General features: G+C 60.3%; 20 protein-coding genes and 1 tRNA gene. 13 read left to right on the plus strand and 8 right to left on the minus strand.

Going from position 1 to position 24,071, the window contains the following annotated elements; genetic code table 11:
* Nucleotides 1-26: 26 nt before the first annotated feature.
* Nucleotides 27-1,058: a YihY/virulence factor BrkB family protein gene (locus ENJ54_11820; GenBank protein HFC10519.1), complete on the minus strand. Its 1,032-nt coding sequence runs from the start codon at nucleotides 1,056-1,058 to the stop codon at nucleotides 27-29.
* Between ENJ54_11820 and ENJ54_11825 the strand changes: the two genes are divergently transcribed.
* Genes ENJ54_11825 through ENJ54_11835 form a run of 3 tightly spaced genes read left to right on the plus strand, consistent with a single transcriptional unit; the run spans nucleotide 1,039 to nucleotide 4,351 of the window.
* Nucleotides 1,039-2,403 carry an efflux RND transporter periplasmic adaptor subunit gene (locus ENJ54_11825; GenBank protein ID HFC10520.1) on the plus strand — a complete coding sequence of 455 codons (1,365 nt, stop codon included), beginning with the start codon at nucleotides 1,039-1,041 and terminating at the stop codon, nucleotides 2,401-2,403. The two genes, ENJ54_11820 and ENJ54_11825, sit on opposite strands and share 20 nt — an antisense overlap.
* Complete coding sequence (locus ENJ54_11830; protein ID HFC10521.1) at nucleotides 2,403-3,110, plus strand: ABC transporter ATP-binding protein; 708 nt, start codon at nucleotides 2,403-2,405, stop codon at nucleotides 3,108-3,110. The genes ENJ54_11825 and ENJ54_11830 overlap by 1 nt, the downstream gene beginning before the upstream one ends.
* A complete protein-coding gene (locus ENJ54_11835; protein HFC10522.1) occupies nucleotides 3,110-4,351 on the plus strand; it encodes an FtsX-like permease family protein in 1,242 nt (413 codons plus the stop codon). The genes ENJ54_11830 and ENJ54_11835 overlap by 1 nt, the downstream gene beginning before the upstream one ends.
* A 93-nt stretch (nucleotides 4,352-4,444) precedes the next feature.
* On the opposite strand, the gene ENJ54_11840 is transcribed toward ENJ54_11835, so the two are convergent.
* The 3 genes from ENJ54_11840 to ENJ54_11850 all read right to left on the minus strand — a co-directional run bounded on the left by ENJ54_11840 (nucleotide 4,445) and on the right by ENJ54_11850 (nucleotide 7,300).
* Entirely contained in the window at nucleotides 4,445-4,996 is a 552-nt protein-coding gene (locus tag ENJ54_11840; protein ID HFC10523.1) for a DUF3109 family protein, read from the minus strand.
* Between the two features lie 125 nt (nucleotides 4,997-5,121).
* On the minus strand, nucleotides 5,122-5,526 hold the full coding sequence (gene mce / locus ENJ54_11845; protein HFC10524.1) for a methylmalonyl-CoA epimerase: 405 nt from the start codon (nucleotides 5,524-5,526) through the stop codon (nucleotides 5,122-5,124).
* Nucleotides 5,527-5,638: 112 nt separating this feature from the next.
* Nucleotides 5,639-7,300, minus strand: a complete 1,662-nt coding sequence (locus ENJ54_11850) for a methylmalonyl-CoA mutase (protein ID HFC10525.1) — start codon at nucleotides 7,298-7,300, stop codon at nucleotides 5,639-5,641.
* Between the two features lie 21 nt (nucleotides 7,301-7,321).
* On the opposite strand from ENJ54_11850, the gene ENJ54_11855 reads away from it, so the two are divergent.
* The gene (locus ENJ54_11855) at nucleotides 7,322-8,281 is read left to right on the plus strand and encodes a hypothetical protein (GenBank protein HFC10526.1); all 960 of its coding nucleotides are present in this window, start codon (nucleotides 7,322-7,324) and stop codon (nucleotides 8,279-8,281) included.
* A 380-nt stretch (nucleotides 8,282-8,661) separates the two neighbouring features.
* The gene (locus tag ENJ54_11860; protein ID HFC10527.1) at nucleotides 8,662-8,919 is read left to right on the plus strand and encodes a hypothetical protein; all 258 of its coding nucleotides are present in this window, start codon (nucleotides 8,662-8,664) and stop codon (nucleotides 8,917-8,919) included.
* 49 nt (nucleotides 8,920-8,968) lie between these two features.
* Here ENJ54_11860 and ENJ54_11865 read toward each other — a convergent pair.
* Nucleotides 8,969-9,052, minus strand: a tRNA-Leu gene (locus ENJ54_11865).
* A gap of 227 nt (nucleotides 9,053-9,279) precedes the next feature.
* On the opposite strand from ENJ54_11865, the gene ENJ54_11870 reads away from it, so the two are divergent.
* Together ENJ54_11870 and ENJ54_11875 are read left to right on the plus strand one after the other, a co-directional pair.
* Entirely contained in the window at nucleotides 9,280-9,813 is a 534-nt protein-coding gene (locus ENJ54_11870) for a cytochrome C (GenBank protein ID HFC10528.1), read from the plus strand.
* Nucleotides 9,814-9,865: 52 nt separating this feature from the next.
* Nucleotides 9,866-11,218 (plus strand): beta-ketoacyl-ACP synthase, encoded by a 1,353-nt coding sequence (locus ENJ54_11875; GenBank protein HFC10529.1) that lies wholly within the window; start codon nucleotides 9,866-9,868, stop codon nucleotides 11,216-11,218.
* Between the two features lie 211 nt (nucleotides 11,219-11,429).
* Here the strand turns inward: ENJ54_11875 and ENJ54_11880 are convergent, their stop codons facing one another.
* The gene (locus ENJ54_11880) at nucleotides 11,430-12,596 is read right to left on the minus strand and encodes a LysM peptidoglycan-binding domain-containing protein (GenBank protein HFC10530.1); all 1,167 of its coding nucleotides are present in this window, start codon (nucleotides 12,594-12,596) and stop codon (nucleotides 11,430-11,432) included.
* 67 nt (nucleotides 12,597-12,663) lie between these two features.
* On the opposite strand from ENJ54_11880, the gene hemW reads away from it, so the two are divergent.
* Nucleotides 12,664-13,827 carry a radical SAM family heme chaperone HemW gene (gene hemW / locus ENJ54_11885; GenBank protein HFC10531.1) on the plus strand — a complete coding sequence of 388 codons (1,164 nt, stop codon included), beginning with the start codon at nucleotides 12,664-12,666 and terminating at the stop codon, nucleotides 13,825-13,827.
* A gap of 623 nt (nucleotides 13,828-14,450) precedes the next feature.
* A complete protein-coding gene (locus ENJ54_11890) occupies nucleotides 14,451-17,177 on the plus strand; it encodes a valine--tRNA ligase (protein ID HFC10532.1) in 2,727 nt (908 codons plus the stop codon).
* A 70-nt stretch (nucleotides 17,178-17,247) separates the two neighbouring features.
* Here the strand turns inward: ENJ54_11890 and ENJ54_11895 are convergent, their stop codons facing one another.
* Together ENJ54_11895 and ENJ54_11900 are read right to left on the minus strand one after the other, a co-directional pair.
* Complete coding sequence (locus ENJ54_11895; GenBank protein HFC10533.1) at nucleotides 17,248-18,576, minus strand: 4Fe-4S cluster-binding domain-containing protein; 1,329 nt, start codon at nucleotides 18,574-18,576, stop codon at nucleotides 17,248-17,250.
* A 288-nt stretch (nucleotides 18,577-18,864) separates the two neighbouring features.
* Nucleotides 18,865-19,482: a hypothetical protein gene (locus tag ENJ54_11900; protein HFC10534.1), complete on the minus strand. Its 618-nt coding sequence runs from the start codon at nucleotides 19,480-19,482 to the stop codon at nucleotides 18,865-18,867.
* Nucleotides 19,483-19,772: 290 nt separating this feature from the next.
* Here ENJ54_11900 and ENJ54_11905 point away from each other — a divergent pair, with 290 nt between their 5' ends.
* The 4 genes from ENJ54_11905 to ENJ54_11920 are packed head-to-tail and all read left to right on the plus strand — an operon-like array spanning nucleotide 19,773 to nucleotide 23,840.
* A complete protein-coding gene (locus ENJ54_11905; protein HFC10535.1) occupies nucleotides 19,773-20,423 on the plus strand; it encodes a bifunctional nuclease family protein in 651 nt (216 codons plus the stop codon).
* 44 nt (nucleotides 20,424-20,467) lie between these two features.
* The gene (dnaB, locus tag ENJ54_11910) at nucleotides 20,468-21,805 is read left to right on the plus strand and encodes a replicative DNA helicase (protein ID HFC10536.1); all 1,338 of its coding nucleotides are present in this window, start codon (nucleotides 20,468-20,470) and stop codon (nucleotides 21,803-21,805) included.
* An 18-nt stretch (nucleotides 21,806-21,823) separates the two neighbouring features.
* Nucleotides 21,824-22,525 (plus strand): DnaD domain protein, encoded by a 702-nt coding sequence (locus ENJ54_11915; GenBank protein HFC10537.1) that lies wholly within the window; start codon nucleotides 21,824-21,826, stop codon nucleotides 22,523-22,525.
* Entirely contained in the window at nucleotides 22,446-23,840 is a 1,395-nt protein-coding gene (locus ENJ54_11920; GenBank protein HFC10538.1) for an AAA family ATPase, read from the plus strand. The genes ENJ54_11915 and ENJ54_11920 overlap by 80 nt, the downstream gene beginning before the upstream one ends.
* Nucleotides 23,841-24,071: the final 231 nt, after the last annotated feature.

The following is a 24,071-nucleotide window of genomic DNA, read 5'->3' on the forward strand; positions in this document are numbered from 1 at the left end:
TTGTGTTGCAACCTGGCTGCTGCAGGCTATCGCCGAAAAGGCCAGGGAAGGGGGTGCGGCGTGCATTGATCCAGACGATGCAGCAACGCGTGAAACTGAGCGCCAGTGAGAATGATAATATTCACCAGATAAAAATAGAGCATCAGCGCCACAACCACGGCCAGAGAACCGTAAATGAAGTTGAGCCGCTGAAAGGCGAGGGTCAAATACTGGCCAAAGCCCGCGTTGAGACCCAGCCAGAACGCACCAGTCACGCCACCTGCCAGCGCGCTGGCGCGGCGCGGCGGCCGCTCGCGGGCCATCAACCGGAAAAGGGCATAAAACGCCGCCGAGGCAATGCCCCACAACGTCAACCGGTGCGTAAACACCGCGACAAAGGGAGAATACCCAACCCACGGCAAGGAAGCCACCAATCGGGCGATAAAAGCCACCAGCGTCGCCGTCCCTAACAAACCAGGCACAAGCAAAGCCACCAGTCCTACGCTCCACAAATGCACCCACCAGCCGCCGCGCCGCCCGCGCCCATTGTGGATGACATCCAGAGCGGTCAACAAACCGCGTAGAAACCCCGCCGCCGACCACAGCAGCGTCAGGCCAGCAAGGTAGTTCGGCAACGCGTGAGCAAGCACGATTTCCTGCAACAGGCGGGTGAAGACATCGCTGCCGCGCGGCAGAAACTCCATCACCAATCCCCACCCCTGCCGCTGGAAAGCAGGGTCGCGCAAGAGCCAGCCCACGCCGCTGGTGACCAGTAAAAGCAAGGGGAACATCGAGAACACAGCATAATAGGTGAGCGCCGCAGCCCGCAGCGCCACCTCGTTCCGTTGCCAGCGGTCGTAAAAACACTGCAGAAAATGTTTCATCGCTGCAATTGTACCCGCTTTCTGCAAACATACCCCCTGAAGAATCCAAAACCGGCTTCCCATACCATCCGAGCCACCGCCGGAAGTCATCCGTCTGTCGGCCGGTTTGACAACGCGGGCCTTCACTGATAAAATCAACTTACCAACTGGTAAGTAAACCTCCTGGAGGTCCAACATGAAACGACGATGGTTCATCTGGGTGGGTGTGCTGCTCCTGCTGACAGCGGGAGGCGTGTGGTACGTTCAGGCGCGCACGCACCAGCAGACCAGCGAGGCCAGCCAGTGGCGCACCGTAGCCGTCAAACGGGGCACCCTGGAAGCCAGCATTGACGCCAGCGGCACCGTCCGCGCGGCGCAAAGCGCCACCCTGGTGTGGCAAATCAACGGCGTTGTAGGGAAAGTGGCCGTGGATTTGGGCGAAGCGGTGACGCGCGATGAAGTACTGGCGACATTGCGGCACGATTCCTGGCCCCAGGCCCTGCTGCAAGCCCAGGTTTCGCTGCTCAACGCCCAAAAGCAGTTACAAGACCTGGAAGACGCCGCCAGCCTGCAATACGCTGAAGCCCTGCAGCGGTTGGCCACGGCCAAGCGGCAGCGAGACCGCGCCCAGAACCATTACGATTGGCTGGTCAACTGGGATAAAGACAACGCTCAAAAAGAATACGACAAATGGCATAATCTGGTACAGTCGCTTCAACATGATGTCAACGACCCCAAACTCCCAAGGACGTTGCGCGATGCTGCTCGCGCCCAACTGGAAATGGCCAAGCGGCAGGAACAGGTTGCTAAAGCCAATCTGAATGGCCCCAGTGAACTGGATATGGAAGAGGCCGAAGCCAACCTCGCGCTGGCCAAGGCCCAGGTCGAGCAAGCGCAGCGCGACGTCGAGCATTGGAAGAACGGCGCGCCTGCCAACCAGGTTGCCATTTTGCGGGCCCAAATCGATGCTGCTCAGGCCACGCTTGATATGGCTTCCCTGAAAGCGCCGTTTTCGGGCACCATCAGCGACATTCACGTTCACGCCGGTGATGTCGTCGCCCCCGGCACTATCGCCTTCCGCATCGATGCGCTGCACGCCCTTTACGTTGACGTCGAACTTTCGGAACTGGACGTCGCACATGTGAGCACGGGGCAGCCAGCCATCCTCTCATTTGATGCGTTGCCGGGCCGTACATACCACGGCGAGGTCGAAGAAGTAGCCCTGGCAGGGGTGCCCGACCGCAGTGGCAACGTCAATTTCCGCGTCACCGTGCACATGACCGACGCAGACGAGCATGTCCGCCCCGGCATGACCGCTGCCGTCAACATTCAAACCACCAAAATCACCGATGCGTTGCTGGTGCCCAGCCGGGCGGTACGCGTCAAAGACGGCAAACCGGTGGTTTTCGTGCTCAAAGACGGCCAGCCCCAGCCGGTGCAAATCACCCTCGGCGCGACTTCCGGCACCATGGCACAAGTGCTCAAAGGCAACCTCAAGGAAGGCGACCTCGTCATTCTCAATCCCCCCGCGGAAACCTTCAACTTTTTCGGAGGCCAGTGATGACCCACCAGGTCATCCAGGTACGTGAAATCACCAAAATCTACCGCATGGGCGCGGTCGAAGTGCCTGCCTTGCGCGGCGTCTCTTTCGACGTCGCCCGAGGGGAACTCATTGCCATCATGGGGCCTTCCGGTTCTGGGAAATCGACCCTGATGAACATTCTCGGTTGCCTCGACCGGCCCACCGCGGGCGAATATCTGCTCGACGGGCAGTTGGTTTCCCAACTGAACGACGATCAACTGGCAGGCATCCGCAACCGCAAGGTGGGGTTTGTTTTCCAGAGCTTCAACCTGCTGCCACGCATGACAGCCTTAGCCAATGTCGAACTTCCCCTGCGTTATGCCGGCATGCTTAACGGCACCCGCGAGAAAGCCCAGGCTGCTTTGGAAGCCATCGGATTGGGCGACCGGCTGATGCACAAACCCAACGAACTTTCGGGCGGGCAACAGCAACGCGTGGCCATCGCGCGGGCGCTGGTCAATAACCCGGCCATCATCCTGGCCGATGAACCCACCGGCAACCTCGATACCCGCTCTGGGCAGGAAATCATGGGGCTACTGGTCACACTCAACCGCGACCAGGGCACGACCATCGTGCTGGTGACCCATGACCCCGAAATTGCGGCCTACGCCGAGCGGGTTATTCACATTCGCGACGGCCAAATCGAACGCATCACCACCGGCAAACGAGCGGAGGCGGCTTCATGATGGCAACGTTCTGGCTGGCATTGCGCGACGCGGTGCGCAGTTTGCTGGCAAACAAGATGCGCTCTTTGCTGACCGTGTTGGGCATCGTCATCGGCGTGGCAGCGGTCATTGCCATGTTAGCCATTGGGCGCGGGGCAGAAAACAGCATCACTTCCTCGATTGAAGGTATTGGCACCAATTTGCTCTTCGTCATGCCGGGGCGGATGCGCCCCGGCAGCAACCCCGCGGCGATTTCCCGCCACCTGACACTCACTGATGTTCGCGCTTTGGAAGACCCCCTGGCAGCGCCTGCCGTCGCACAGGTGGCTCCGCTGGTCATCAAAGATAGCGTAGTCACGGCTGCCGGGGAAAGCCATGTCACCTCGGTTGTGGGCGTGACCCCCAACTATGCCGCCGCCCGTAACTACCACACCACCGAAGGGCGCTTCATCAACGATACCGACCTGGCTGGGCGCGCCTCGGTGGCTTTGCTGGGCCCCGATGCGGCGCAGGCCCTCTTCGGTCGCACGGCTGGTCTCGTCGGCGCGACCGTGCGCATCGCTGGGCAGCCGTTCCGGGTCATTGGCGTGTTGGAAGCCAAAGGGGGTGGCGCGCTTTCCGGCAACCAGGACGACCGTGTTCTCATCCCGCTCACCACAGCCATGGCGCGCATCACCCACAAGCCCAACCGCGTCGACGTCATCATGGTCTCTGCCACCTCGGCCGATGAAGTCAACGAAGCCCGGCAGGAGGTGGAAGCCATCTTGCGGGAACGCCACCACCTGCGCCCCGACCAGGACGACGATTTCACCATCTTCACCCAGGAAGAGTTCCTTGGTACCTTCCGCACCATCACGCGCGTCCTGACCATCTTCCTGGGAGGCATTGCCGGCATTTCCCTGCTGGTCGGTGGCATTGGTATCATGAACATCATGCTGGTCAGCGTAACCGAGCGCACCCGCGAAATCGGGCTGCGGAAGGCGTTAGGGGCGCGCAAGCGCGACATCCTCATCCAGTTCCTCACCGAGGCCATCTTGCTCAGCCTGGTGGGAGGGCTCTTGGGCATTGTCGTGGGGTGGGGCATTGCCGTAGCCGTGGGCAAGATTGCCGCGGCCTCACATGCCGATATCGTGCCCCAGGTGGGGCTAAACGCCGTGCTGCTGGCAACGCTGTTTTCTGCTGCGGTGGGGGTGTTTTTTGGCCTTTACCCGGCCAATCGCGCCGCCGGCCTGGAGCCAGTGGAAGCCTTGCGGTACGAATAAATTGCGAAATGAGGAATTGCGAATTGCATTCCCGCCCCAACCCGACGACCCGACCAAACGACCACACGACTAAACGACCACACGACTAAACGACTAATCGACTTCCTTGTTTATCCATTCCAACTCGGCAGCGAAAATCTCCACCGGCGGGCGGGCTTCTGTCGCGCGACGCACGCAGCCGCCGGGGGTGTTGAGCAATTCCTCCGGATCGTCTAAGGTGATACGGCCTTCTTCGTCCAAATCCAGCGGGTGCAGCACACAATAAAACGGTTTCAGCGTCCACGGGTGCCAACCCTGGGCTTCTGCCGCGGCCTGCAGCGCACAGTGCCCCTCCGGCGGCAGCCAGAACACGCATGCCGTGCCCAAAGGGTGTTCAGGCCGGGCCAGCACCCGCGTGTGGCGCACCTGCCCCGAGGGGGTGTAGGGGTCATCTTCCTCTTCGTCGGTGAACCACGTCGCCGGGTCGGCCGCGTCTTCCGGCAACAGCGCGGCAATGCCCGCCGCGTGGCGTAAAATGGCTTCCACCTCGATGAGGTCAACCCACACGCCGTGTACGCAGCACGTCCCGCGGCAAGCGGGAAAATCGCAGCACGCGAGCGCCACGGGTTGGTACATGCTGGGAGCGAGAGGTGGGCGGAGAGTCATTTTGTCATTTAGTCAGGTAGTCAGGTAGCCGGTTGGTTGTCTGTGACACCGGGGATCAGGGCACGGGGCATCCTGACACCCCGACACCTGACACGCTGATATTCGACACCCCAAGCATCCGGGCATCACTTCTCGTACAACTCTACCAACACCCCAAACGCACTCTTGGGGTGCACAAACGCGTAGCGCACGCCGTTAGGCTTCGTGACCGGCTCGGGGTTGATGAGTTCCACGCCGCGGGCCTTCAGGCGCGCCAACATGCCGTCCAGGTCGTCCACTTCCAGGCAGATGTGGTGCATTCCGGGACCGCGCTTGGCGAGGTAGCGGGCGATGCCGCTTTCGTCGTCGGTGGGCTGCACCAGTTCAATTTCACCGTTTTCCAGCGGCAGGAAGGCGATGGCCGAGTGCTCCTGAGGCACAGCGGCAATTTCGGCCACCGGCAGCCCCAACGCGTCGCGCCAGAAGGTCAGGGCTTCGTCCAAATCGGCCACGACGACGGCCAGGTGGTCCATACGGCGAATTTTAGACATAGAAGGTCTCCGAGGGGGGATTAAGGTATTGGGAATTGGGGAGGATTGAGGGAGTTATACCGGGCATCAGGGCATCAGGGCATCACTGCACCCTTCGCACCCTTCGCACCCTTCACATCTCCGGCCGATATTCGCCCCACACCTTCCGTAGCACGCCGGTGATCTCGCCCAGGGTCACGTCGCGTTCCACGGCTTCGATGAACAAGGGCATCAGGTTTTCATCGCCTCGGGCGGCCTGTTCGATGCGTGCCAGAATTTCAGCCACTTTGGCGCTATCGCGGCGGGCGCGCAGGGCCTTCAGGCGCTCGCGTTGGGCCTCTTCGATAGCCGGGTCCACTTTGAGCTGTTCCAGGTCCGCGTGTTCTTCTTCAATCTGGAACGCGTTGACGCCCACCACGATTTGCTCGCCCTGCTCGATGGCCCGCTGGTAGCGGTAGGCGGCATCCTGAATTTCGTTTTGGATGTAGCCCCGCTCGATGGCAACCAGCGCGCCGCCCATTTCGTCGATTTTGGCGATGTAGGCTTCTGCACGGCGCTGGAGTTCGTCGGTGAGGTATTCCACGAAGTAGGAGCCCGCCAGCGGGTCAATGGTGTCGGCCACGCCCGATTCGTAGGCGATGATCTGCTGGGTGCGCAGCGCGATGCGCACGGATTTTTCGGTGGGCAGCCAGAGGGCTTCGTCCATGCTGTTGGTGTGCAGCGATTGCGTGCCGCCGAGCACCGCGGCAAGCGCCTGCAGCGCGACCCGCACGATGTTGTTTTCCGGCTGCTGCGCGGTGAGGGTGGAACCCGCGGTTTGGGTGTGGAAGCGCAAGCGCCACGATTTGGGGTTTTGCGCGCCGAAGTGGTCGCGCATGATGTTAGCCCACATGCGCCGCGCGGCGCGGAATTTAGCGATCTCCTCGAAGAAGTTGTTGTGGGCGTTGAAGAAGAAGGAAAGTTGCGGCGCGAACGTGTCCACATCCAGCCCCGCGTCCACCGCGGCTTGCACATAGGCAATCGCGTCGGCCAGGGTGAAGGCAAGTTCCTGCGCCGCGGTCGCGCCGGCTTCCCGAATGTGGTAGCCGCTGATGCTGATGGTGTTCCACTTGGGCACTTCGCGGGCGCAAAACTGGAAAATATCGGTAATCAGCCGCATGGAAGGCTTGGGCGGGAAGATGTAGGTACCGCGGGCAATGTATTCCTTGAGGATGTCGTTCTGAATGGTGCCGCGCAGTTTGCGGATGTCCGCGCCTTGCCTTTTGGCAACGGCAATGTACATCGCGAGCAAAATCGCCGCAGGCGCGTTGATGGTCATGCTGGTGGAAACCTTTTCCAGCGGAATGTCACGGAACAGGGTTTCCATATCTTCCAGCGAGGAAATGGAAACACCCACCTTGCCGACCTCGCCGATGGCCATGGGGTCGTCTGCGTCGTAGCCGATTTGGGTAGGCAGGTCGAAGGCCACCGAAAGGCCGGTTTGCCCCTGGGAAAGCAGGTAGCGGTAGCGTGCGTTGGATTCCTCCGCAGTGGCGTAGCCCGCGTACTGCCGCATGGTCCAGAAGCGCCCGCGGTACATGGTGGGCTGCACCCCGCGGGTGTAGGGGAAACTGCCGGGGAAGCCGAGTTGGTCGAGGTAATCCGGATCAGGGTCGGGCGGCAGCAGCAGTCGCGGCACGGGAATGCCCGAAGATGTGGTGAATTCCTCCTTGCGCTCTGGAAAGCGGCGCAGGGTAGGGGCTAAGGTTTCTTCCTCCCAGCGGGCTTGGGCTTTTTTCAGGTCATCGGTTGGCATGGCACACCTCGGTGATAAAGAATGAAGAGTTGCGCATTGCGAGGGAGAATTTTGGGGGGTAACCAGATTAAGTATACTCCAAGGGTAGGTATAATACTTTTGGGAAGACCCATCGCGAAGAATCTCACCCTTCCCGCCCTGAGCGGCGCACCTGAAAGGTGCGGAGTCGAAGGGTGGCTTCGTCGGCACGCCTTTCGCCCGCTTTTGGGCAAGGAGCACCCCTTGGCAAAATGGTCGGATTCCCGATATCGGCTGGCGACCTGCCCGCACGGCGGTGGGCGGGAGGTAGCCGCATGGGCGGAAACGGTAGCCTATCTGCGCCACCGGGTGGGAGAGCCATTGGTGTGGCGGCCATCGGTGGATTTTTTGCAGGTGGGTGAGGAAGCCTTGCTGCGGGCGGCGGTGGTGTATGCTGACCCCGCGCGGGCGCTAATGCTGGCCGACCAGCACGGTTTTGTGCCCGTGGTGGCCGCGACCGATGTGGACGGTGCGTTTCTGGTGGCTGCCCGCGGGGCAGCGGCAACAGTGGAAGCCGCGGAAGGCGCGCGGGTGGCGGTAGTGCCGGGGACGTTTGCCACCACGTTGGGGCTTTACACGCTTTACCAGCGTGGGTTAAGGCCCAAAGCAGTGCCCGCAGCGTCGTGGCAGCAGGCCATCCGCTGGGTGCTTTCCAGCGACTGTGCGTTGGGGTTGCTCTGCGAGGCAACATATCGGGCATTGGCATTGCGTACACTGCGCGCGCTGCGGGTGATCGCCGGGCCGTGGAACACCCCTGCCGCGCACGTCTGGTTGGTGCGGCGAGCTTATCCCGCGCTGGGGCAGCGGCTGGAAGAGGTGCTGCTGGCGATGAACGAGGATGCCCAGGGGCGCGCACTGCTAACTTCCCTGGGCGTAACCGGCTGGCGACGCTACGCGGGTGAACTCGAAACCGTACGGCACCTTGTAGCCTGGGTACGCACAGAAATTGTTTACAATAAATAAACACCAGCAGTGCAGTGAGCGGAAACAAGTGTGCTTGGGCGTTAACGACACAAAGGCACGCGGTATTTGTGTTTCAAGATACGCTCCTGGGAAGTGGGGTAGGGGAGCGCGTCTTACCAGTGGTCTTGCTGCATACCTTTGTATACAGAGGATAGGCATTGTCGCCGTAGTCGCGCCGATGCTTGGTGCTGACAGTAGCCAGCAGGCTCGCAAACAAAAGAGGGAGGGGGGCAGCAACGGCACCGCACGACCTTACCGCACAACCTTAGAAAAAAGAAACCATGTTTTTGATAACTATCATTATCGCAAGCAAAAGCGTGTTATACTTACGCCCGTTTCTGGGCATAAGTTGCCCGTAAACCTTGCCTTTGGAGCTACTTATGACGACCAAGATCGTGTACTACAAGTCTCTCCTGTGTCCCCGTTGCATTCCGACGAGCAAAATGCTGAAAGCCTTTCGGCAACGCTACCCCCACGTAGAAATCGAAGAGGTTGAAGTAATTGCTCACCCTTCACGCGCGCGTGAGGCTGGCGTCCGTCAGGTGCCGACAATTGTCGTAGGTTCACAGCGCATCAACAAAGCCATGCCCTTGGACAAATTCGCCCAGCTGGTATTCGCAGAAGAAAACCCCCAGTAATAGCAACAGAAAAGCCCCAGGCCCGATCTCTCAGCCTGGGGTTCTCGTGTGCGCTGGGCGGGAGTTGAACCCGCACGCCCTAAGGGGCACGTGGCCCTCAACCACGCCTGTCTGCCAGTTCCAGCACCAGCGCATTTGCAAGCGGGCGTTATTATATCCGCGCCCCTTCAAATGGTCAAGCACGCAGAGAAAATTCGTCTCCCCTCCCTTTCGCCTTCCCACCAACAAAACGGCAAGTTGCTCAGTGCAACTTGCCGTTTTGTTACTCTTTTGGTGCTTTTATATTTACAAATATGGCGAAAAGGGTATAATTAAAGTGGCATTAAAAACCCCGCTGAGCACTTCTCGGAAGGAGGTGAAATGAAGGTTAGCGGCAAAAAGATTCTTTACGTCATTGGCGGCTTGCTCGCTGTGTCAGTGCTTGCCGCAGTTGCATGGATGGTCGTCGATACGGGAATTGAGGCGACCGCCCACGCAGCGTTTTGCGGCACCTGTCATGTAATGCAGCCCATGGTGGCAGCATATCATGACTCAGTACACGGCGGCAACAATCCCTACGGCGTCGCAGCCCAATGCTCCGACTGCCACGTCAACCACTCCAACGCTTTTGCCTACCTGGTCTCCAAAAGTGAATCAGGAATCCACGACACCTGGATCGCTTTGGTGATGGACGAGTTTACCCTCGATTGGCAAGCCAATCGAGAACGACGGGCAGAATACGTTTACGATTCTGGTTGTCTGCAATGCCACACCAACCTGCAATCCATTGCGGCGGGCCACGACGCTCATGCCAAATACTTCGATGGGCTCATCGATGCCAAGTGTGTGGATTGCCACCCAGGCGTAGGCCACGAAAACCTCAACAAATACCTCTTGATCAGTAAATACCGTTAGCCGCTGCTTTTCGCAATGCTCAGACCCGACCAAAACCTAACAAGGAGGTTCTATGCATAGCAAGCGCAAACTTTTTGTGGTTTCCCTGTTCGTGCTGGGGTTGCTGATCCTCGGTGCGGGCGTATTGAGCGCCTGCAGTGCCAAGGCGCCGAAGGCAGCCCAACCCACTGTGAGCGTGAGTGCAGCTCCCAACGCCCAAGGTGTCACGGAAGAGGCCAAAGCGTGCATCGACTGCCACGCCAAGGAAACCCCCGGCATTGTGAGCGATTGGGACCACAGCGCTCACGCCCAAAAAGGCGTCACCTGCCTGGACTGCCACGAAACCACACCGGATTCCCCGATGCTGCTCAAAGACATCAAGGGGCATGAAGATGTGAAGGAATCCCTTTCCATGCTTGTGCCGCCTTCGACCTGCGCCAAATGCCACCCCGATGAAGTCAAAGAATTTGATGCCAGCGGCCATCATCGGGCTGCTTTGCAGGTGGAAGACAAAGAATCCATGCAAACTTTGATTCACCACCACGAAGGGCGCGACATCGAAGGGCTGAGCGGGGCCTCTGAAGAGACCGGTTGTATGCAATGCCACGGGAAACGCATCAAACTGGATGAGCACGGCGTTCCCACGGCAGACACCTACCCCACTTCGGGCATCGGCAACATCTACCCCAACGGCGAGGTCGGCAACTGCACAGTGTGCCATACCCGCCACAAGTTCAGCATCGAGGAAGCCCGCAAACCGGAAGCCTGCGCCTCGTGCCACCTGGGGCCAGACCATCCCGATATCGAAATCTACGAAAACACCAAACACGGGCAAATCTACGCCACCGAGGGCGAAACCTGGAAATGGGATAGCCCGCCTGGCGACTGGGAACCTGGTGACTACCGGGCCCCCACCTGCGCCACCTGCCACATGAGCGGCATCGGCGACCTCAAACCGACGCACAACGTCTCTGAGCGCCTGTACTGGAACGCGTGGGCCAAAGAATCTCAACCGCGCAATTCAGATGATCCCATGTCCGCGCTCACCGGCCATGCTGAACAGGGCCGTGCAGAGATGAAGCAAGTCTGCGCACAATGCCATACCAGCGCCATGATCGACGACTACTTTGCCAGCGCCGACAAAGCCGTCAAGCTCTACAACGAAGGCTACTACGCGCCGGCGAAGAAGATGCTGGACGATCTCCAGGCCAAAGGCTTGCTGAAAGACAACCCGTGGGCCGACGAGTTCCAGATCCTCTACTATCACCTCTGGCACCACGAAGGCCGGCGCGCTCGCCAGGGCGCCTTGATGGGCGGCCCCGACTGGGCCCACTGGCATGGTTTCTTCATCCTGCAACAGGATCTCTACAAGATGCAGGATATCTACAACTACCGCATCGAAACCGGTGAAATCGAGAAGCCGTAACGGTTTCCCGGGTTCGACCTGAAAGCCATCACCCCCCAGGCAGCAACGCTCTGGGGGGTGATATTTTGGGCTTTCGTGAGTTGAGGGACTTCCAATAGCCCACCCTCACAACTATACATGGGGCCATAACGCAAAACATCGAGTAAAATATCGAGCCCTTGCTGCGCTTAGCAAGGGCTCGGCTATCGTGCGTTCCCGGAATGTGCAAGAATTAGCCACCATTGGCAGGGGTTGGTGTAGGCGTCGGCGAGGGGCCGGTGGCCGCGCCGCTCCAACTAAAGACCCGCGATTCACTCTGGTCGCCCGCCGGCTTCCAGATGGGGTTGCCTTCGTCGTCGGTGCCCACCTGCCGGACGGTGACCACCCACCAGCGGAAGATGTGCGGCTTGGGTTCAGTAGGCCGGAACGAAGCCGGCACGACATACTTGGTATCGGTGACGTAAGCCACAATTTTGCGCCCGCGGTCAGCGGTCAGGTCTTCCACTGTTACCTGGTAAGCCTCATTGTTCCGCAGTTCGCCCACCGAGGCCCATTGCAGGGCTACCGTATCGTCGGCCAGGGTAAAGACTGCCCCGTTGACCGGAATCAGCAAGTTTGGTGCGGGGTAAGGCGGCGGCGGCGTGGGCGTGGCGGTAGGCCCTGGCGTGGGGTTCCGCATACACAGCGGGATGATGAGGGTTTGCCCGGCAAAAACGGTGTTGCTGACCAGGCCATTGTACTGACGGATGGCCTCAATGGGCACATTATAGTTGATGGCAATGCCGCTCAGGGTGTCGTTTTCCTGCACAGTGTAGGTAATTTTCTCGCACGCCTGGGCTGTGGCGTCGGCCGGGCTGAGTGTGGCTTTGGGCGTGGGTGTCGGTGTGGGCGTTGGCTGCGGAATGAGCAGTTTTTGACCCACGTAAAGGGTGCACGCCGAGGAAAGGTTGTTTTGCAAGATGATGCTTTGAATCGAAACGTTGAAAGCCAGCGCAATACTGCCGCAGGTATCGCCGTTTTTGACCACGTAGGCCAGGGGGGTTGGCGTAGGCAACGGCGTGTTGGTAGGTGTGGGCGGCAAGGGTGTGGGGGTCACGGTGGGTGTCAACGTCATGGTCGGCGAAGGCACCGGCGTGGGTTCCACGATGCGGTTCGACTGGCGGAGTGCCAGATACACCATCACAGCGCCTAAGGCCACGAAAAAGGCCAGCAACCCCAACGCTACCGGCAGCGTGAGTGTAATCTGCGGCATTCGGCTGCGGCGGGCAGTTTGCGGAGGCTTGGCTTTCCCTTCAGGGGTAAACGTCGTCCCGCAGATATGGCAACGCGTAGCGTTGGCGCTCAAACGCGTGCCACAGGTCGGGCAAATTTTAGTGGGAGTTTCGGGTTTCTCTGCCATAAGAGCACCTTTGAGCCAAATTCGGCGCGCCGATTATACCATGCCTGCCGGTGTTATACTTTCGAGCATGTACAGCCTTTACCTGCACATCCCTTTTTGCCGCCACCGGTGCAGTTATTGCGACTTCAACACTTATGCCGGGCAAGAGCACTTGCGGGCAGCCTATGTGGAAGCCCTCTGCCAGGAAATCAGGCTGGTGGCCCTGGCTGCTGGCAAGCCGTTGCCCGTACATACGGTCTATTTTGGGGGCGGTACCCCCTCGTTGCTCACCCCTGCACAAATCGGGCATGTTCTGGAAACCATCGCTCGCCGCTTTACACTGGCAGAAGGGGCCGAAATCTCTCTGGAAGCCAACCCCGGCACGATAGACAGGGCTTACCTGAAAGCGTTGCGGAAGGCAGGAGTCAACCGACTCAGTCTGGGAGTCCAGTCGGCCCATCCAGATGATTTGCGCCTTCTGGAACGCGAGCACGATTTTGTCGCGGTCATTCGCACTGTGGCCTGGGCACGCGCCGCCGGATTCGATAATCTCAACCTGGATTTGATTTTTGGCCTTCCCCATCAGCCGCTGGAACGATGGCAATGGTCTCTGGAACAGGCCACCGCTCTGCAGCCGGAACATTTTTCGCTCTATGCGCTGACGCTGGAACACGGCACACCGCTGGCGCACTGGGTGGCCCGCGGTTTGTTGCCTAACCCCGACCCAGACCTGGCTGCCGAAATGTATCTGTGGGCTGATGAATTTCTGCAAAAGAACGGCTATGCGCAATACGAAATCTCCAACTGGGCACGGCCAGGAATGGCCTGCCGTCACAATTTGCAGTATTGGCGGAATCAGCCCTATTTGGGGTTGGGCGCTGGCGCGCACGGGTATGCTGCGGGAGTGCGCACAGCCAACGTATTGACGCCCGCGGGCTACATTCGTCGTCTGGGCCCTGATGCACGGCCCTCTGTTTTTCCGCGTACACCCGCAACAGTCAACGTCCGCCTGCTCTCCCCCGCCGACGAGATGGCAGAAACGATGATGATGGGGCTCAGGCTCACCGAGGAAGGCGTTGCCCGGCGCGCCTTTGCACAACGTTTTGGGCAAGAGATGATGGCGGTGTATGGAGCGGCAATTCGGCGGCTGGTGACACAGGGTTTGTTGACATGGTCGGCCGATGGCGAGCGGCTGCACCTCACGGCGCGCGGACGGTTGTTGGGGAATCGGGTTTTTCGGGAATTTGTGTGAGTGTGTGGCTGGCTGGCTGGCTGGCTGGTTAATTGAATGGCTATACGAAATCTTTGCCCGCTTACGTTTTTGTGCATCCGCCTTTCTGGCCTGGGCGCAAACGGCGGCTGGCTATACGAAGTCGCCCTCGCCGAACCTTGACAACCCGCTATCCCTCCCGTATAATCTGGAGCACAACTTAAATACCCTACTTCCCTCTCGGAGGAGTAAGCAGCCCGCTGGCTGACAGAAAAGATGCGGTCACCGGCTGAAAGCCGCCACAGCCCAGCCCTGCCGAAGGTCGCCGAGAGCAGCAGGCCGAAGAAAGCCGCCTTGCGGTGAGTAGACCGGCCCGGGTGCGCCCGTTACCGCGCGGCCCCAATCGGCTGCCCGCCCGCTGGGGTAACGAGTGCGTCGCCGCCGTAAGGCGCGGCGAAGTGAGGTGGTACCGCGGATTTCCCCTTCCGTCCTCATGCGGAGGGGGTTCTTTGTTTAATTGCGAGTGATGATTTGCGATTTGCGGAAAGCCGCCGCCAACTGCCAACCGCTAATCGCCAATCGCTAATCGCCATCATCATTCACCGAGCACATCTTCACTTGACACCAGAACACCTGACACAGGCAACTTTCCTCTGGAGGCCACCATGACCGCATACGAACTCCCCCCTACTTTCAACTTCCGCGAACTGGAAGGTGAAATCTACCACCGTTGGGAAAGCAGCGGCTACTTTGCCCCTTCCAACGACCCCAACGACCCCGGCCACGACCCCCACAAGCAGCCCTTCGTGATTTCCATGCCGCCGCCCAACGTGACGGGCGAACTACACCTCGGCCACGCGATGTTCGTTTCCCTCGAAGACCTGATGACCCGCTACCACCGCATGAAGGGCGAACCGACCCTCTGGTTGCCCGGCACCGACCACGCGGGCATCGCCACCCAACTGATGGTGGAACGCGACCTGGCCGCCAAAGGCATCGACCGCAAAACCCTGGGGCGGGAAGGCTTCCTCAAACATGCCTGGGCTTGGAAGGAACGCTACCACGACCGCATTGTGGGGCAAATTCGCCGCTTAGGGGCCTCGTGCGACTGGTCGCGCGAGCGTTTCACCCTCGACCCCGGCCTCTCGCGTGCCGTGCGGGAAGCCTTCGTGCGCCTCTGGAAGAAGGGCCTGATTTACCGCGGCCCGCGCCTCATCAACTGGGACCCCAAACTCAAAACCGCGGTCTCTGACCTTGAGGTTGAATACCGCGAGCAGCAGGGCAAACTCTACTACTTCAAATACATGCTCGCCGACGGCAGCGGCTACATTCCCGTGGCGACCACCCGCCCCGAAACCATTTTGGGCGACACCGCCGTGGCCGTCCACCCCGAAGATGAGCGCTACAAGGCCTTCGTGGGCAAAGAGGTGGTGGTGCCCATGTTAGGCCGCCGCATTCCCGTGATTGCCGACGATTACGTCGACCCCGAATTCGGCACCGGCGCGCTCAAAATCACCCCCGGCCACGACCCCAACGACTACGAAATCGGCCAGCGCCACAACCTGCCCATCATCAACATCTTCACCGAAGACGCCACCATCAACGAGCACGGCGGCCCCTACGAAGGCCTTGACCGCTTCGAAGCCCGCAAGAAACTATGGGAAGACATGCGCGCCGCGGGGCTGGTGCTCAAAGAGGAAGATTACGTCCATCAGGTGCCGGTTTCCCAGCGCGGCGGCACTCTCATCGAGCCGATGATTTCCACCCAGTGGTTCGTGAAAATCAAGCCGCTGGCCGAAGCCGGCCTGAAAGCCGTGCGCGAAGGCCAGATCCGCATCATCCCCGAGCGCTTCGAGAAGGTGTACTTCCACTGGCTGGAAAACATCCGCGACTGGTGCATCAGCCGCCAGTTGTGGTGGGGGCACCGCATTCCGGCGTGGTACGGCCCCGATGGCGAGGTGTTCGTTGCCCACAACGAAGAGGAAGCCCACCAGCAGGCCGAAGCCCACTACGGCCACCCCGTGGAACTCACCCAAGACCCCGACGTGCTCGACACCTGGTTCTCTTCGGGGCTGTGGCCGTTTTCCACCTTGGGCTGGCCTGAAGAGACGCCCGATTACCGCTACTTCTACCCCACCAGCGTGATGGAAACCGGCTACGACATCCTCTTCTTCTGGGTCGCCCGCATGATCATGATGGGGCTGGAATTCACCGGCAAGCCGCCCTTCCACACGGTTTACCTGCACGGGCTGGTGCGCGACGAGCACGGGCAGAAAATGTCCAAAACCAAAGGCAATGTGATTGACCCCTTAGTGGTGATGGACGAACTGGGCACCGACGCGCTGCGCTTTACCCTGCTGGTGGGTTCCAGCCCGGGCAACGACATGAACCTCAGCCTGAAGAAGGTGGAAGCCAACCGCAACTTCGCCAACAAGGTGTGGAACGCCGGGCGCTTCGTGATTGGCGCGCTGGAAAAAGCCCCCGACCGGCGGCAGGGCGAAGCCGACTGGACTTTAGCCGACTCGTGGATTTGGGCGCGCCTGCAAGACCTCATCCGCCGCGTCAACCGCCTGTTCGAGGCCTACCAGTTCGGCGAAGCCGGGCGGCAGATTTACGACTTCTTCTGGAGTGAATTTGCCGACTGGTATCTGGAAATCGCCAAAACCCAACTGGCCGAGGGCGGCGACCGCGCCTTTACCACCGCGCAAACCCTGGTGAAGGTGCTCGACGCCACCCTACGGCTGCTGCACCCCTTTACCCCCTTCGTCACCGAAGCCCTGTGGGGGCACCTGAAAGCCGCGGTCATTCAGCGTTACGGCGAAGGCAACGCGGCCTTCACCCCCGCGGGTGGCTGGCCGGGAGCCCTCATCGTTGCCCCCTGGCCGGAAAGCCGCGACAAAGAGGGCTGGGAAGACGACAAAGTGGCGCAGTTTGCCGCCTTCCAGGAAGTGGTGCGCGCCATCCGCAACGTGCGCGCCGAAAAGAAGGTGAAACCGGCGGTGAAAATCGGCGCGACCATCGCCGCGGGCGAATACACCGCCGCGCTGCAAAGCCTGAGCAAGCCGCTGGCTGCCCTGGCGCGGCTTGACCCTGCCCATCTGACCATTGTGGAGCACCTCGCCGAGCGCCCCGAAAACAGCGTGGCGTTAGTGGCCGGGGGTGTGGAAATCTTCCTGCCCCTCGCTGACCTGATTGACCCCGCCGAAGAGCGGGCGCGGCTGGAAAAAGAACTCGCCGAAGTGGAAGGGCAGATTGCCCGGCTGGAAAAACTGCTCGCCAGCCCCTTCGCCGAAAAAGCCCCGCCGCCGGTGGTGCAAAAGGAACGCGACAAACTCGCTGCCGCCCAAACCCAGGCCGAAAAGTTACGCAGGCAACTGGCTGCCCTGAGTTGAAACCAAAGCAAAAGCCCGACAGGCTCCTGAATCCTGTCGGGCTTCGTTTTCGTTACGCCACAAGGCACAATTACGCCATCACCGCCTCTTCCACGGCAATGGGAGTGTCTTCCATGTGCCACCAGGCAATGGGTTCTTCTCGCTCGAAGAAGAACTTTTCCTCGCCAAAGGCAGGCTTGAGGTGCGTCAGCCAGGTGGCGTTGGGGTCGTATTGGGCAAAGAAAGGCCGCCCCACCCAATCGGGGTTGCGCGCCTGCAGGAATTCCAGCACCAGCACCTTCTCGCCGCGGATTTCCGCCGGGCCTACAATGCGCACCTTGCCCGGCCAGGCCGACATGGAAGGCCCTCGCACGGTACGCGCCAGCCCGCTCACCTGCTGATAAGCCGCGCGGAAGATTTCCTGCGCCCGCACCAACGGCACTTCAAAGTAATTCTTCGGGCCGGTATCGCGTTCCACGAACATATAGTAGGGAATCATCCCCAATTTGACGCCCTCGCGCCACATGGTCGCCCACACCTCCGGGTTGTCGTTGATCGGATGCACAATCGGCGCCTGCATCCGAATTTCTGCCCCGGTCGCGCGGATGCGGCGAATGGCTTCCTGCACAATGGGCGTGGACATCTCGCGCGGGTGGGTGAAATGCGCCATCACCGCCAGGTGCTTCCCGGCTCTGACAACCTGTTCGTACAGCCGCAAAATGTCATCGGCGTCCTCGTCGGTGACAAAACGTTGCGGCCAATAAGCAAGCGACTTGGTGCCAATGCGAATATCACGGATGTGTTCCAGTTCCGGCGCCAGCAGCGGCTCGATGTACCCCCGCAGGGCACGGGCTTTCATGACCATCGGGTCGCCGCCAGTAAAGAGCACGTCGGTGACGGTCTTGTGCCGCTTGAGGTATTCCACAAAGCGTTCCGTCTGGCGAGATTCGAACTTGAGTTTCTGAACACCGACAAACTGCGCCCAACGGAAACAATAAGTGCAGTAAGCATGACACGTTTGCCCCTGCGCGGGAAAGAAGAGCACAGTTTCCCGATATTTGTGCTGCACTCCCGGCAGCGGTTCGCCATCCAGCAAAGGCACGTTGTGAGTCATTTGCCCCGCCGGGTGGGGGTTGAGTTTGGTCAGGCGAATTTCGTTGGCTTTGGCAAGCACCGCCGCAGGCGAAGCCCCCTGCTTGAGCATATCCCGGACGGCGAGGAAATCTTCTTTATCCAGCATGCCCGGCTGGGGAAAAGTGAGTTGAAAAATAGGGTCTTCGGGCACGCGCTCCCAATCAATCAACGCTTCAATGACATACGCGTTGGAGCGGAAAGGCAGCACCCGCGCCGTGACTTCTATGGCCTCGCGCAGGTCAGGGCTGAGGCGCTGCCAAAGAGGGTGCTTGACGATATTGTGAATTGTGACAGGTTGATAACGGGAATCACGAGACTTTTTCCAATCAGACATACATTCCTCCTTGTCACTTAGGGTTTGGGCTGCGTACCGACAAAAACATTCCACGGGCGAAAAGCAGCAGGGAAGCAAGAGCCACCACAAGGCGTTAAACGCGCGAAGGCATTCACTGTGCGCGAAAAGTGAACGCCCGGTTTGCTTTTTAAGGCAAAACAGGTTGCCAGGAGCGGCTTGAGCCGATGGCCTCGCGGTGCGCTTTAACCCGCGTTTTGCGCGCGCGAAGAGAGCCTTGAGCTACTGTCGGCTTTCCCAAATTTGCACTGCGCGGCGCACCAGCGCCCGCACAGCCTCATCCGGGATACTTTCGATATGCTCATATCGCTTCAAGCCGACCAGAATATTGACGCCCCCTTTGAGTCCCCCCACCACCCGTACCGGTTCGGGCAGATCAGTTTCTGCCTGCAAACGCTGCACGATCTCGTCAATCTGTTCGATCATGCGCTGCGACGCCGCCCCCTCTCCGGCGCCATTCCCTTGCATGGGGGGAGCAGTCGTCGGCGTTGGCTTACGCTGGGGTGTGGCTGCAGTGACCATCTCGCGCGTGGATTTACCTTCCATCCACGCTCCCACCAGCCGCAAATAAGCCACCAACCGGCGGCGGCTATCGGCAGGCATGGTGGCGTAACGCCGATAAGCCACACCATCCAGCGTCACTTCCAGGCCATCCTCGCGACGGCGCAACATCAACCCCAGCGATGGCGGTGATGCTTTCGCTTCCGACGGCGCAACACTGGCCTCGGCAGCAGCGCGAGGCGGGGCACTGCGTTTGCCGAAAAACCAACCCACCAACAGTCCCAACACCCAACCACCTGCAAGTCCAAGGAGTAAAAACAGAATCAAAGCGCCATCCATCAGCGACCTCGCGAAAAAGCATCACCACCAGGGGGGATTTGTTGCCCCAATTATACCAAGACAACCGCAACGCGTCGTCGAGCACCGGGCGTACTTTTGTAACCTCAGTTTTGGATAAGCACGTGGAGCGGGAAATACGCTGCTCAACACTAAACCCTGAGATTTTGCCGCCTCGCCGCGCGAATTTACGGCCTCCACGTGCCGTAATTGCCCCGGCCCTCGCCGGCGAAAGATGATAGAATAAAGATGCCCCAACGGCTGCCTTCAGCCTTATCCGTGAGGAGAGAAGCATGTCCGACATGGTAGAAGTCGTCATCGACAGCATCCGCGTGAGCCTGGTATCGCAACAACAGGTCATTTTGCTGCGCGAACGCCACGCCAACCGCTATTTGCCGATCTGGATTGGCGCATTCGAAGCCAACGCCATCCAACTGGCCTTACACGAAGTGGAACTCGCCCGCCCCATGACCCACGACCTCATGCGCCGCATCCTCGATGTGCTCGGGGCACGGCTGGAACGGGTTGAAGTCACCTCGCTGAAAGAGAACACGTTCTACGGCAACCTGGTCGTCTCCCATCAGGGCCGCGTGTACAACATTGACGCCCGCCCTTCCGATGCCATCGCACTGGCCGTCCGCGCCCACGTGCCGATTTACGTCGCCCGCGAAGTGATGAAAGAGGCCGCCATCGTTCCCGACGAAGCCATGGAAGAAGGCGGCGAAGGCGAACCCACCCCACCACCTCCGGAAAGCACCCAGGCTCAGCCGCCGGCCGCAGCCCCCCCTTCGCCCCCGCCTGCCCCGCCGGGAAACGCAGCCCCTGACGCCGCCGACGAAGACCGCCTCTCCGTTTTCGCTGACTTCCTCGAAAAAATTGACCTCGACGACCTGGAAAAGCCCGATAGCGAGTCCGACCAACCGGAAGAAGACGACAAATCATGACCCTACCCGACGAAACACCCCCGCCCGACGAAGCCCCTCAGGCCATGCTCGCCCCCCACGACACCCAGGCCGAGGCTGCTTTGCTGGGGGCGGTGCTTATTTCGCCTGATATTTACCCCGAAGTGGCCCAGATCCTCAAAGGCGAAGATTTCTTCATCCTTCGCCACCGCTGGATCTGGGAAGCCATCGCGCGGCTGAGCGAGGAACGCCAACCGGTAGATATCCTCACTGTGATGGAAGAACTGGAACGGGCGGGGCACCTGGACGAAGTGGGCGGCCGGGCTTACCTGATCAAACTTACCACCGACGTCCCTTCTTCCCTCCACGCGCCTCACTACGCGCGCCTGGTAGAAGAGACCTCAGTGCGCCGCCGCATGTTAGCCGCCGCCGAGCGCATCGCCCAGTTGGCTCACCAGCGTGACCTCGGCGTAGAAGCCATCCTCGACGAGGCAGAAAAGACCCTCTTCAACGTCAGTGAGCGGCGCATCACTCGCGGCGTCAAGCCCTTCCGCGAGGTGCTGAGCGCCTACTACGACTACCTCGACCACTTACGCACCCACCAGGGTGAAGCCCTCGGCATTCCCACCGGTTTCATTGACCTGGACAAACTCCTCAGCGGCTTCCAGCCCTCTGACTTCATCATCGTAGCCGGCCGCCCCGGCATGGGCAAAACGGCTTTCCTGCTCAGCATTGCCAAAACCGCCGCCCAACGCCACCGCAAGCGGGTGGCTATCTTCTCGCTGGAAATGTCCAACGAGCAACTGGTGCAGCGCCTGCTGGCCCAGGAAACCGGCATCGACTCGCAACGGCTGCGCACCGGCGAAATCAGCGCCGCCGAGTGGGACAAAATCTCCCAGGCTGTCGACGCTTTCAGCCAGGCGCCCATTTTCCTGGACGACACCCCGGCCATCACCCCCATCCAATTGCGCACCAAATGCCGCCGCCTGCACATGGAATATGGTCTCGACCTCATCATGGTGGACTACCTGCAATTGATGAGCAGCGGCACCCGCTCGGAAAACCGCGTGCAGGAAGTCTCTCAAATTTCTCGCAACCTGAAAGCCCTGGCTCGCGAGTTGAATGTGCCGGTGCTGGCCGCGGCCCAGCTTTCCCGCGCGGTGGAACAACGCACCGACAAGCGCCCCATGCTCTCCGACCTGCGCGAATCGGGCTCGCTGGAACAAGATGCCGACGTCGTGATGTTCCTCTACCGCGAAGAAGTTTACGACGAAGAAACCGAAAAAGAGGGGATTGCCGAAGTCATCATCGCCAAACACCGCAATGGCCCCACGGGCAAGGTGGAACTGGTCTTCCAGAAAGAACTGGCGCGCTTTTTAGACGCCGCCCACCAACACATTGACCCCAGCGTGCTGATGCGCTAAACCCTCCGAGGTGCCGCCATGCCTTTTTCCGGCTTTCCCCCCGGCAAGGTGCTGCTGGTGCCCATCCCGGCGCCGTTTTTCACCCGCCTCTTGCCGGAGATTGACCACCTCGGCGAACTCAAAGTGGTGCTCTACGCCTTCTGGCGGCTGAGCCAGGCCGAGGGGCGCTATCGCTACCTGACACGGGCCGATTTCCTCGCCGACGAGCCTTTCATGGCCGGGCTGGAAAGCGAGGCCGCCCGGCGGGAAAGCACCCTCGACGACGCTCTTGCGCGAGCCGTGGCCCGGGGCGTCTTTCTGCAGGAAACCATCACCCTTGGGGATGAAACCGTAGCCCTGTATTTTCTCAACACCCCGCGGGGGCGCGCGGCTGCCGACGCCGTGCGAGCCGGACACTGGCGGCCTTCCCCCGACCCCGCCGCTCCGGTGCACCTCTACCTGGAACGCCCTAACATCTTCCGGCTCTACGAAGAACACATCGGCCCCATCACGCCTCTCCTCGCCGAACAACTCGAAGAGGCCGAGGCCACTTACCCCTACGAGTGGATCGAAGAAGCCTTCCGCCTCGCCGTTGCCCACAACGCCCGCAACTGGCGTTACGTGGAAGCCATCCTCACCCGCTGGCAAAAAGAGGGACGCCATGACCGAACCCTTGGAGGAGATCCTGAAGAGGATCGCCGCCGCTACCTCAACGACAAATTCGCCGACTTCTACGAATAAACCCCGCCACCTGCTTCCCGGCGACCCCAACTGCCAGGTATGTGGCGGCGTGGGGTATGTGCGTTTTGACGTACCTCCCGACCACCCCCTTTTTGGCAAAGTGGTGCCCTGCGTGTGCCGTTACGAATCGCTCGACGAGCGCCGCCGTAAGCGCCTCTTTGCCCTCAGCCACCTCGACGAACTCAGCCACCTCACTTTCGAGACCTTTCAGCCTCGCGGGCGCATCGGCATTGGCCCGGTGCAAGCCGCCTCGCTGGAACAGGCCTACAACACCGCGCGCCAGTTCGCCGAGCGTCCTGAAGGCTGGCTGTTGCTCATGGGCGGCTACGGCTGCGGCAAAACCCACCTCGCCGCCGCCATTGCCAACGACGTCGTCAGCCGAGGCACCCCCACCCTCTTCCTCACCGTGCCCGATCTGCTGGACTTCCTGCGCTTCGCGTATGGCAACCCCACAGATTCTTTCGAGGAGCGCTTCGAAGAAATTCGCCAGGTGCCGCTGCTGGTGCTGGACGACTTCGGCACCCAAAGCGCCACGCCGTGGGCGCAGGAAAAACTCTTCCAAATCCTCAACTTCCGCTACATCAACCACATGCCCACGGTCATCACCACCAACTTGCTGCTAAACGAAATCGAACCGCGCCTGCGTTCCCGCCTGCAAGACCCTGAACTGGTCACCCGGCTTCACATCCAGGCCCCCGATTACCGCCGCCCCACCGACGACACCGGCCACTCCGACCTCTCCACCCTGGCATTGATGAGCAAATACACTTTCGGCAATTTCAGCCTGCGGGAAGATGAACGGCTGCCCGCCCGCGACGCCGAAAGCCTGCGGAAAGCCTTCGAAGCCGCACGCACTTTTGCCGAAGCCCCCGAAGGGTGGCTGATTTTCACTGGCCCTTACGGGAACGGCAAAACCCACCTGGCAGCAGCCATTGCCAATTACCGCGCCGGCATGGGCTTTCCCCCGCTTTTCGTGGGGGTGCCCGACCTGCTCGACCACCTGCGGGCCACTTTCAACCCCAACAGCACGGTCACTTACGACCGCCGCTTCGAGGAAATTCGCAGCGCGCCGCTGCTCATTTTAGACGACCTGGGCACCCAGGCCACCACTCCTTGGGCACGCGAAAAACTCTACCAGTTGTTCAATTACCGCTACAACGCCGAACTCCCTACGGTGATCACCACCGCCCTGCCGCTGGAAGACATTGACGCTCGCCTGCGTTCCCGTATGTTAGACCCGCGCCTGAGCCGCATCTTCCTCATCAGTGCGCCGCCCTATTACACCGCCCCCGGTGGCCGTAAAAAACGACGCTGAAAGGCGCATTAAGGCATTCCCGCAGGAGAGCCCCCCCTTCCCCCTATGGGAAAGGCAGCAGAGTGAGAGCGGCATCTAAAAACCACCGCCGGGAGCACTCAAATGTTGTAGAAAAGGAGTCCTCTGGTATAACAGAGATAAACGCATCATCTATCTCTCACCAAAGGACTCCCAAATGAAGTCTACCACAGAACGCATCACCCAAATCAAAGACCTCATCGTTGCTGAACT

Source organism: Chloroflexota bacterium, from assembly GCA_011322445.1.
GTDB lineage: Bacteria > Chloroflexota > Anaerolineae > Anaerolineales > DRMV01 > DRMV01.

Bases quoted from the DNA above. Each gene is read 5' to 3' on its own strand.
- dnaB (HFC10536.1), top strand. From the start codon at position 20,468: ATGCTCGCCCCCCACGACACCCAGGCCGAGGCTGCTTTGCTGGGGGCG.
- ENJ54_11915 (HFC10537.1), top strand. From the start codon at position 21,824: ATGCCTTTTTCCGGCTTTCCCCCCGGCAAGGTGCTGCTGGTGCCCATC.
- ENJ54_11825 (HFC10520.1), top strand. From the start codon at position 1,039: ATGAAACGACGATGGTTCATCTGGGTGGGTGTGCTGCTCCTGCTGACA.
- ENJ54_11890 (HFC10532.1), top strand. From the start codon at position 14,451: ATGACCGCATACGAACTCCCCCCTACTTTCAACTTCCGCGAACTGGAA.
- ENJ54_11920 (HFC10538.1), top strand. From the start codon at position 22,446: ATGACCGAACCCTTGGAGGAGATCCTGAAGAGGATCGCCGCCGCTACC.
- hemW (HFC10531.1), top strand. From the start codon at position 12,664: ATGTACAGCCTTTACCTGCACATCCCTTTTTGCCGCCACCGGTGCAGT.
- ENJ54_11855 (HFC10526.1), top strand. From the start codon at position 7,322: ATGAAGAGTTGCGCATTGCGAGGGAGAATTTTGGGGGGTAACCAGATT.
- ENJ54_11875 (HFC10529.1), top strand. From the start codon at position 9,866: ATGCATAGCAAGCGCAAACTTTTTGTGGTTTCCCTGTTCGTGCTGGGG.
- ENJ54_11860 (HFC10527.1), top strand. From the start codon at position 8,662: ATGACGACCAAGATCGTGTACTACAAGTCTCTCCTGTGTCCCCGTTGC.
- ENJ54_11870 (HFC10528.1), top strand. From the start codon at position 9,280: ATGAAGGTTAGCGGCAAAAAGATTCTTTACGTCATTGGCGGCTTGCTC.
- ENJ54_11820 (HFC10519.1), bottom strand. From the start codon at position 1,058: ATGAACCATCGTCGTTTCATGTTGGACCTCCAGGAGGTTTACTTACCA.
- mce (HFC10524.1), bottom strand. From the start codon at position 5,526: ATGTCTAAAATTCGCCGTATGGACCACCTGGCCGTCGTCGTGGCCGAT.
- ENJ54_11850 (HFC10525.1), bottom strand. From the start codon at position 7,300: ATGCCAACCGATGACCTGAAAAAAGCCCAAGCCCGCTGGGAGGAAGAA.
- ENJ54_11880 (HFC10530.1), bottom strand. From the start codon at position 12,596: ATGGCAGAGAAACCCGAAACTCCCACTAAAATTTGCCCGACCTGTGGC.
- ENJ54_11905 (HFC10535.1), top strand. From the start codon at position 19,773: ATGTCCGACATGGTAGAAGTCGTCATCGACAGCATCCGCGTGAGCCTG.
- ENJ54_11840 (HFC10523.1), bottom strand. From the start codon at position 4,996: ATGACTCTCCGCCCACCTCTCGCTCCCAGCATGTACCAACCCGTGGCG.
- ENJ54_11830 (HFC10521.1), top strand. From the start codon at position 2,403: ATGACCCACCAGGTCATCCAGGTACGTGAAATCACCAAAATCTACCGC.
- ENJ54_11900 (HFC10534.1), bottom strand. From the start codon at position 19,482: ATGGATGGCGCTTTGATTCTGTTTTTACTCCTTGGACTTGCAGGTGGT.
- ENJ54_11835 (HFC10522.1), top strand. From the start codon at position 3,110: ATGGCAACGTTCTGGCTGGCATTGCGCGACGCGGTGCGCAGTTTGCTG.